Source organism: Heliobacterium chlorum (assembly GCF_014502795.1).
Taxonomy (GTDB): domain Bacteria; phylum Bacillota; class Desulfitobacteriia; order Heliobacteriales; family Heliobacteriaceae; genus Heliobacterium; species Heliobacterium chlorum.
The window spans coordinates 1-8,186 of record NZ_JACVHF010000051.1; the positions used below are offsets into that span (position 1 = coordinate 1).

The following is an 8,186-nucleotide window of genomic DNA, read 5'->3' on the forward strand; positions in this document are numbered from 1 at the left end:
CTGGCATGTGGAATAGTTAGGAAGGATAATATTAAGATATCATGTATTTGATATTGAAAAAAGGGACTTTAGACCCAGCACCTCCTAATAATTTCCTCCACCCAACAAAACCGACCCCGCACGTTCCCCCCTACGCCTCTCAACGTGACCTACCATACCCTTCAAACCACCACGGGGGTTTAACCGGAGGTGAGCCATTACAGCGGCCTTATGGGGGGATGGGGGGCTTTGGGTGATTGTTAGTGGTGTGTTCACGCAAAAACAGTTGGTGCTGTTGGGCCAACGATACGCGGCCGACTAAATGAAAAACAGCCGGGCGTTGGCCGGACTGTTGGAACACTACTTAATAAGTTTTCCTCTAATATCCTGCACCCGAAAGAACCCCTAAAAGTCTCGTCGTTAATCATAGTTTGGTTACAACTTAAATTATCGCTACAGATTTACGGTCAACTTGATTCACAGAGTGTCGTATTTGTCTGCAGATTAGATCGAATCGATTTTCCTCTAGAAATGTTAATGATAATTTGCTCGCCTGATCAAATCGCTGCTTAAGTTTTAAGGAAGAATGAGCATTACCGTATATGCACCATTCACATACTGTACTTTTGGGCTGGTTAGACAAGCCTAGAAAACCAAAGACATCTTTTAATGGATAACCAAGAGCAAAACCAATCTCATGGGGAAGTCTTCCGGTTATGCACCACTTTTCTTTTAGATGGAGTAAAAACTCTTTCTTATCGACAGGCCAAGGATATCCTTTTTTTCGAAATCGTCGAATTCTATGCAAACGTTTCAAAGCAGTTTTTAATTGTTCATCCCGGTAAAAAATTACCCACGCACACTTCTCACATCGTTTTAACAAAAACATTTCCACGTCCCATTGAAGAGCTAGATTTTTTGCGTCCTCTAACGTGGATTCGATTGTTTTTCCATAGTTTTGTTCCTGGAACCGAACACATTCGCCTGCTTTACCAGCAAAAAGCACTCTCGATAGAGTAAAAAAAAGCCATTTTTCAAACTGTGCTTGTTCCCCTTCCTTGTTTCTAAGATCGTCTTTCCATCGTGCGAATAAAGGAAACATTTTTCATTCCCCCTTAACCGCATTACTTTTCCTAGCTCCTGTGTCTTTTATCCTTTAGTACTTAAACAAAAGGAGACCCGGAAAAACAAATTTCCGAGCCTCCAGTTTTCTGGTGAGCTTTTTACTCTCATAATTAAGTTGTAAATTCTTATTGGATTATATTCTATTCCATACCGTGAATTCTTGTCAATATCTAGTGGAAAAACCTATCCGAATTTCCACCCAACGAAACCGACCCTCCACATCGCCCCCCTACGCCCTCCAACGCGACCAACCATACCATTCATACCACAACGGGGATCCAATCGAACATGGGCCATTACAGCGGCCTTATGTGGGATATGGGGGATTTTAGGGGAAAAATACGGGCGTTTAACTGCGAATATGCCGCTGTTGGGCCAGTTGGGTATAGTCCGGCAGCGATAAAAGAAAACAGCCCTGGCTTATGGGCCGTTGGGCTGAATTAAATTGCTAAATTCTTTTTAACTTGAATTCCCTCTGATAAAATCTCTTCAGTCAATTCTGTAGCTTTTTCCACGAATTGTACGCAATATTGATGATGTTCTGGAGTTCCCCACTCAACTGGGCGTGTTAAGACCCTGCAGCATGTTGCATTAAATTCTCTTCGAAATTCATCATGAAGTTTAGCAGCGGACTCAAAGGAAGGAGCCTCCGATTCGTCAGCACTTTTTCTTCCTTTTACCACACTTAGTACCATAACCCCACCTGTTAATGATCCGCACAGGCATTTCGACGCACCAAGTCCAGCTCCGAAACCAGTGGCGATTCTCATGAATTCATCATTCAGCCCCAAGTTGTATTCCTCATTAAAGGCTTTTAGAATCGCTTCGCTGCAATAAAGCCCTTCTTTGAAGTATTGGACTGATTTTTCGACCACTTTACTTTTCATAGCTCCCATGTCTTTTCTCCCTTCTTACTTCATTAAAACAAAAAGAGACCCGGAAAAACAAATTTCCGAGCCTCCAGTTTTCTGGTCAGCTTTTACTCATAGTTAAGTTGTAAATCCTTGCTAGATTATATTGTATTCCACAGCTTCAACGTCGTCAATAGCAGCTCTATAAAAACAATACAATCTAATTAACGTCTTGATCCATAAAATATTTCTTCTTAAATCTTAACGCTATGTTAACTAGGCCAATCATCACAGGGACTTCAATCAAAGGACCTATTACTGCGGCAAAGGCGGCCCCAGATTCAATACCAAAAACACCGACTGCTACAGCAATTGCAAGCTCAAAGTTATTGCTAGCTGCAGTAAAGGCCAATGTCGTTGTTTTTGAGTAATCTGCCCCAACTTTTTTCCCTATAGCAAATGATATCAAGAACATCACAACAAAGTAAATTAAGAGAGGAACGGCGATCCGAACAACATCAAGTGGTAGTTGGACAATGACTCTTCCTTTCAACGAGAACATAACTATAATTGTGAACAATAATGAGATTAGCGTCAAAGGACTAATACGACGGATTAGTTGGCTCTCATACCATTCTTGACTTTTTATTTTCAAAAATATAGTTCGGGTAGCCATGCCTACCAAAAAAGGTACCCCTAAATAGATGAAAACACTTTCTGCGATTTGTCCAATAGTAATATTAACCTCAAAGCCTTTAAGACCAAACCAACTTGGCAAAACTGTGATAAATGCATATGCATACACTGAATAAAATAATACTTGAAATATGGAGTTAAATGCCACTAAGCCTGCCGCGTATTCCGCATCTCCTTTTGATAATTCGTTCCAGACAATGACCATTGCGATACAACGTGCTAATCCGATAAGTATGAGTCCGATCAGATAGTCCGGATAGTCTCTTAGAAAAATTACTGCCAATCCAAACATAAGTACAGGTCCAATTAACCAATTCTGAACCAAAGAAACGACTAGTATTTTATAATTCCTAAAAACTTCACCCATTTTCTCATATCGAACTTTAGCTAAAGGTGGATACATCATTAAAATTAAGCCAATAGCAATGGGGATGGATGTTGTCCCTACCTGAAATTGATTTAACCATCCTACAACACCCGGAAAAAGGTTACCCATAGCAACACCAATAAGCATAGCCGAAAAAATCAAGAGAGTTAAGTGTCGGTCTAGGGCCGATAACTTCTTCTCGTTATTTTCCATCGTTTAAACTTCACCTCTTAAACCAGAAATTAAATAAGCAATTCTCTTTTTCCTTGGTAATAATAGCATTGGGACTAATTATACACTGTGTGCTTTTATATGAAAGATACACAAAATCTTAATTGATTAATTTTATCGAAAACATGCTCGTTGTATTCTCATTTTCTTAGCTGTTGCCTTTTTCTGTAAAGACTTCCCATTTTAATACTTAATCCCCCTCCCCAAAAAAAATCCTTTCACCCCCCCTATGCCAACCCAAAACTGCAACTCATCCTTCAAGATTGGATTCCTCTGTAGTCACTCCAATTCATTTACCAGAATAAGGTATATTGGGTTGATTATTCTGGAAGGGAGGGAATGTTTATGTTGCATACTCACAGATTCTCATTCTTAACTAGACTTGCTCGAAATCACCGACACCGAATGTCTGGTTTTACCACGTATCAAGCTGACGTTCGTGGACACAGGCACGTTTTTTTCGGCAGCACAACTTTGAGTCTTGATCATGTACACTTTTTTACCAATGTCACTGGGCCGCCAGTACGTGTTCGAGGTGGAGAACATTTTCATAGAATGAGAGGTCGTACGAGTTTTATTCTAAGGCATTCGCATGCCTATAATGGTCGCTCACAACTAGACCGGGATTTGCCTAGGAATAGATAGTTTTCTGAGTTGTCCGCCCTTATCGGGCGGGCTTCATTATTCTCGATAGAACACGTGACTTCCCCACTCCTCCCAATCTACAGTATCCACTGGCCCTCAACAATATTGCCAACATGAACCACTCACGACCAAACGCACCAACGGTGGAGGCAACTATTATCTCCGTAATATTTGTTTTCAAATAGATTAGACAGTGTTAAACATACGATGACTCTATTTTTAATCGAACATCTCCCTACCAGAATATAGTACTTATAGGAGAATCGTTATGGAAGGAGGCGATCGTTATTCACACTCACAAATACTCGCTTTGTACCACGGTTAATAAAAAACACCTACATTATATGATCGGAATAACTTCTTCTGAGCCCGATATCCGTGGACATAAGCACCGTTATTCAGGTAGGACTACCTTAAATCATAAGCATATTCACTATTATTGCGGAATAACTGGCCCAGCAGTTTATGTCCCGGGATATGGTCACTATCACAGCATGGAAGGAAAAACCTCTTGTGATTTGGGGCACGTACACTTTTATTCTGGTCGAACGAGTTGTTCCCGCTAGGTGTAATCATTAATAATTCTTCGAACTGCCCGCCATACATCGGCGGGCTTTTTCTGTAGTCCCACTGTAGTTCCCCTTACTGTGAACCGACGCTGCCCCCTAAACGAAATCGCTGACACGTAAAAACCTCGCCTTAACTGGTGGGCCTCTAACGCTATATCCCCTTAAACAAATCCCTTCATCTCCCAACCAACGCCGACCTAATATCCCACATCTTACTCTCTGTTCAAATTTTCAAAAATTGGCTATAATCTTACCCAGAGAATGACCGTCTTCCAACAGAGCAACTGACTTGTAATCAGTAGGTTGCGGGTTCAAGTCCTGTCGCCGGCTCCACTACATATGCGGGTTAGAAGGATCATCAGGTGGAAGAGAGAACCAAAATGTGGTTACGGTTGTAGTTACGGAGGGGCATCTCTGGTGAAGCCATGGGGTTGAAATGGCCCGGTACGCAGGGGAAACCGACGGAGGCAGAGTGCTGACGGCGGTTTTTTGCGTTTCCGTTATTAACGAAGCCCGGTACGGGCCACGCTCCCTCCCCACTGCCGACACGGCAAAAGTAAAAAACCGGCGAAAGCTGTTGTGGGCCAGGGCCGGTTTTTAATCTTTGCGAATACTATAGCAAAACTATAGTCTAAAACCCTAATTTCCAGATGGAGTCTTTTCTGTTTTTATCGGATTAATTACGAAACTTCTTGAAGTTGAACGATCTAGCCTGTCAACAGCGTTTATTACGATATCGTATTCTATTCCTTTTTCAGGATAAAATGAATAAAATATATGAGAATTATCCGATCTTAATACTCTGTTTCCGTTTATATATATTGCCATTGCTCCAACTCCACTTCCAGCGTCTTCAGCTGTTGCAGAAATTTCTGTTTTCTTACCTACAGTAAATTCATATGTACTTTGATAATCTGATAAGGGGTTTTCTAAATGAATTGTCGGGGCCGCTGGATTTATTGGAGTATTTATTATTTTAGGGGTCGGCGTTCTACCAATAGAGAATAATAGAATCGTTAACGAAAATAATAATAAAGCAAAAAATCTATACTTCCAAAGATTATTCCCAGATTTTCCAACCCTATTGTGGGGAAATATGTTTGTTTTTTGACGCTCCTCAATATTTGGGGCTGTTTTTGAGATATGCTTCTTTTCGGAAATCGTATTTTTAATTACGTCGTCCTTTTCCAATAAATACGCTAATATGTCCGGAATTAATTCATGTCGACTTTCAGGATACCAAATGGGGCTTATCGAATGTTCAGATAAATGACGACGTTTTTTTATAAACTCATTATTATCATTAGGTTTCTCGGTAATAGCGTAATGAATTAATTCTTTACGGTCTTTAGTTACTTGGCGAAGCATCGCGACTGTACGATCCTGGTTTAAACTACAACCCAAAAAGAGCAATGGACGATTTGTTAATAGATCACCAAGAAGTTTTGGAATAGGTCGTTTAAGATCTATTCTCTGATTTCCGTAAGCCTTTTGATATTCGGTTAGTGTTAGTATTCTATCGCTATGATTATCTACGTCGCCATGCAATTTAAATAAGACTCTTTGGTCTTGGTGTAACGCCGCTATTATTAAGTCTCTTTTGTTAGCGTCCCAAACAGCATGTTTGAAACTACAACCAGCTTGTTCAAAAACATTTTCTAACACATGATCAAAATTTGTTGTTACTACAGTCGAACTAGCTAATCGTGGAATATAAGTTACTGCTCCTTTTAACTCGTTATTAGCTATATTATCATCACCAAAATACCTAGTAAGCTCATCATTAAATGCACGATGTTTCATTTCATTATACAATAATTCTGCAGCTTCCTCATACTTTCCTATACGTATGAGCTCCTCAGTTTCTTTTTCCATATTACGGCTTTTAGCCATTAATAAGAGAAATTTCCCCCATTCCGGAAAACCAAATGGTACCGACATACCTGCACCGACAAAGGGGATTACTTTCACTGTCGTTTTTAATTGTTTGCTTAACTTCTTCAAAGTATTCTCATTTGTAGGTTCAGTATCAAATACCAGTTTAATTGATTCATCATTATAAGCCATACGCTATCCCCCGTACTTTCCTTATTTAGTTGTTCATTCGAGGTACGGATAGCATTTACCTTTTTTTTCAAAGCTTAAATTCCCACATTTATTAGTGAAATAATATTTCTTAGTCTTGTCCCTTATATCACTCCGAGACTAAATTCAACCTACCACCTTCCCCATCTTCCTCGGACTCAACATCCCCTCTATCTTATCGATCGCCTGTTTCTTAACGTCGGGAAGCACGTGACTATAAGTGTCCAACGTAATCCGTATACTGCCGTGGCCCAGCAGTTCCTGCACAACCTTCGGATGAACCCCGGCTTCGAGCAACCGTGTGGCGTACGTGTGCCTCAGTGAGTGCAGATTAGTCTTCGGAATTTCCGCCTTAGCTAACAGCCGGTGAAATTTAGTGGCCAAGTTCCGTTGGCTAACCATCCTTCCCTTTTTTGTCGTCACAACCAACCCGTCATCCTCATACTCCTCCCCTTCTGCCATTTGCTCAATATATTGCAAGACCTGCCAGCGTTTAAGCTGTCGGACCAAATCTTCGGTTATCGGAATCCTCCGATAGCCGTTTTTTGTTTTGGGTTCCTGGATAATTTGATGAGTCTTGTTTGGGCCGTTCTCATTCTTAACCAGTACGGTCCCTTTGGTCACGTCAATGTGACCTCGTTCCAAATTGATGTCTCCCCATTTCAAAGCCAGCAACTCCCCTACCCTCATTCCCGTTCCAAGCAGCAGTTTGAAAGCGATCCAAAGCCGGTCCTCTTCGGCAACAAACATAAATTCCTTCATTTGATCTACGGTAAAGACACTTATTTGCTTGGGTGACGGTTTAGGTTTTCGGACGTGGTCGGCGATGTTCTTGCTGATTAGTTCATCATGGATGGCCTGTTTGAGAGCAGTTCTTGCGGTAGTGAGAATCAGTTCAACTGTTCTCGTCGCTAGGCCCGATTGCCGTTTTTCGTTAATCAGCTTCTGTAGCTGGGTGGTCTGCAGTGCCTGGACCTTCACGTTGCCTAGCTTCGGCTTCAAATGAAGCCGGGTAATATATTCATAGGACTCCCAAGTTTTAGGCCGCACGTTGGGCTTTACATATTGGTCAAGCCAGATGTCGAGCCATTCGCTGAAGGTTACAGTGGATGGGATTACGAAGATACCGTGACGGTACTCAACTAATGCTTGATCACGCCACTGTAGGGCTTGTCCCTCTGTTTTGAATGTTCGACGAGCATACTTTGGTTTGCCGTTATCGTCTTGGCCAATGTGGACCTGGGCTACAAAGTAGCCGTCTTTGCGTTGGTAGACGGAACCTTGTCCAGGTTTGTTACGTTGAGAGGTCATGAAAAAACACCTGCTCCTTCGTTTGATCAACTGATTTCTAGGAGGCAGGTGTAGGTTATCTCTAGTTGGGCGGGAAGGGAAGTTAAAGTTTAGAATTACCTCTAGGCTAGATTGTTTTAAGTACCCCAATACGTTCACTCAGTAAGGAGCTTTTTCATAAAGTAATAGTGGGTATCGAGGATCGCTATGATGATAATCAAAATGGCTAAAGCTACAATGCTTAACCGCTGGGATTGACTTTCCCGGCGGTTTTTTTCGTTCACACCAAAGCTCCTAAACCCATAAAATGGAATTGTAGTTGTTCCTCAATCAATTCGAGAGGAGGCG

Annotated in this window: 8 protein-coding genes; 2 read left to right on the forward strand and 6 right to left on the reverse strand. The window is 41.4% G+C overall.

Going from position 1 to position 8,186, the window contains the following annotated elements; translation table 11 throughout:
• Window positions 1–421 precede the first annotated feature (421 nt).
• The 3 genes from H1S01_RS19260 to arsB all read right to left on the reverse strand — a co-directional run bounded on the left by H1S01_RS19260 (window position 422) and on the right by arsB (window position 3,231).
• Window positions 422–1,081 carry a DUF3793 family protein gene (locus tag H1S01_RS19260; RefSeq protein ID WP_188042009.1) on the reverse strand — a complete coding sequence of 220 codons (660 nt, stop codon included), beginning with the start codon at window positions 1,079–1,081 and terminating at the stop codon, window positions 422–424.
• Between the two features lie 463 nt (window positions 1,082–1,544).
• On the reverse strand, window positions 1,545–2,000 hold the full coding sequence (locus H1S01_RS19265; RefSeq protein ID WP_207732424.1) for a C-GCAxxG-C-C family (seleno)protein: 456 nt from the start codon (window positions 1,998–2,000) through the stop codon (window positions 1,545–1,547).
• A gap of 175 nt (window positions 2,001–2,175) precedes the next feature.
• Window positions 2,176–3,231 (reverse strand): ACR3 family arsenite efflux transporter, encoded by a 1,056-nt coding sequence (gene arsB, locus H1S01_RS19270; protein WP_188042010.1) that lies wholly within the window; start codon window positions 3,229–3,231, stop codon window positions 2,176–2,178.
• A 363-nt stretch (window positions 3,232–3,594) separates the two neighbouring features.
• Between arsB and H1S01_RS22635 the strand changes: the two genes are divergently transcribed.
• On the forward strand, window positions 3,595–3,894 hold the full coding sequence (locus tag H1S01_RS22635; protein WP_188042011.1) for a YmaF family protein: 300 nt from the start codon (window positions 3,595–3,597) through the stop codon (window positions 3,892–3,894).
• A 287-nt stretch (window positions 3,895–4,181) separates the two neighbouring features.
• Window positions 4,182–4,460 (forward strand): YmaF family protein, encoded by a 279-nt coding sequence (locus H1S01_RS21225; RefSeq protein ID WP_341479146.1) that lies wholly within the window; start codon window positions 4,182–4,184, stop codon window positions 4,458–4,460.
• Window positions 4,461–5,102: 642 nt separating this feature from the next.
• Here H1S01_RS21225 and H1S01_RS19285 read toward each other — a convergent pair.
• The 3 genes from H1S01_RS19285 to H1S01_RS22120 form a co-directional block, all read right to left on the reverse strand.
• Window positions 5,103–6,530 (reverse strand): SIR2 family protein, encoded by a 1,428-nt coding sequence (locus H1S01_RS19285; RefSeq protein ID WP_188042012.1) that lies wholly within the window; start codon window positions 6,528–6,530, stop codon window positions 5,103–5,105.
• A gap of 144 nt (window positions 6,531–6,674) precedes the next feature.
• On the reverse strand, window positions 6,675–7,859 hold the full coding sequence (locus H1S01_RS19290) for a tyrosine-type recombinase/integrase (RefSeq protein WP_188042013.1): 1,185 nt from the start codon (window positions 7,857–7,859) through the stop codon (window positions 6,675–6,677).
• 134 nt (window positions 7,860–7,993) lie between these two features.
• Window positions 7,994–8,122: a hypothetical protein gene (locus H1S01_RS22120; RefSeq protein ID WP_279287046.1), complete on the reverse strand. Its 129-nt coding sequence runs from the start codon at window positions 8,120–8,122 to the stop codon at window positions 7,994–7,996.
• Between the last annotated feature and the right edge of the window lie 64 nt (window positions 8,123–8,186).

Excerpts from the sequence above, each read along its gene's own strand:
- H1S01_RS19260 (WP_188042009.1), bottom strand. The coding sequence starts at position 1,081 with ATGTTTCCTTTATTCGCACGATGGAAAGACGATCTTAGAAACAAGGAA.
- H1S01_RS19265 (WP_207732424.1), bottom strand. The coding sequence starts at position 2,000 with ATGGGAGCTATGAAAAGTAAAGTGGTCGAAAAATCAGTCCAATACTTC.
- arsB (WP_188042010.1), bottom strand. The coding sequence starts at position 3,231 with ATGGAAAATAACGAGAAGAAGTTATCGGCCCTAGACCGACACTTAACT.
- H1S01_RS22635 (WP_188042011.1), top strand. The coding sequence starts at position 3,595 with ATGTTGCATACTCACAGATTCTCATTCTTAACTAGACTTGCTCGAAAT.
- H1S01_RS19285 (WP_188042012.1), bottom strand. The coding sequence starts at position 6,530 with ATGGCTTATAATGATGAATCAATTAAACTGGTATTTGATACTGAACCT.
- H1S01_RS19290 (WP_188042013.1), bottom strand. The coding sequence starts at position 7,859 with ATGACCTCTCAACGTAACAAACCTGGACAAGGTTCCGTCTACCAACGC.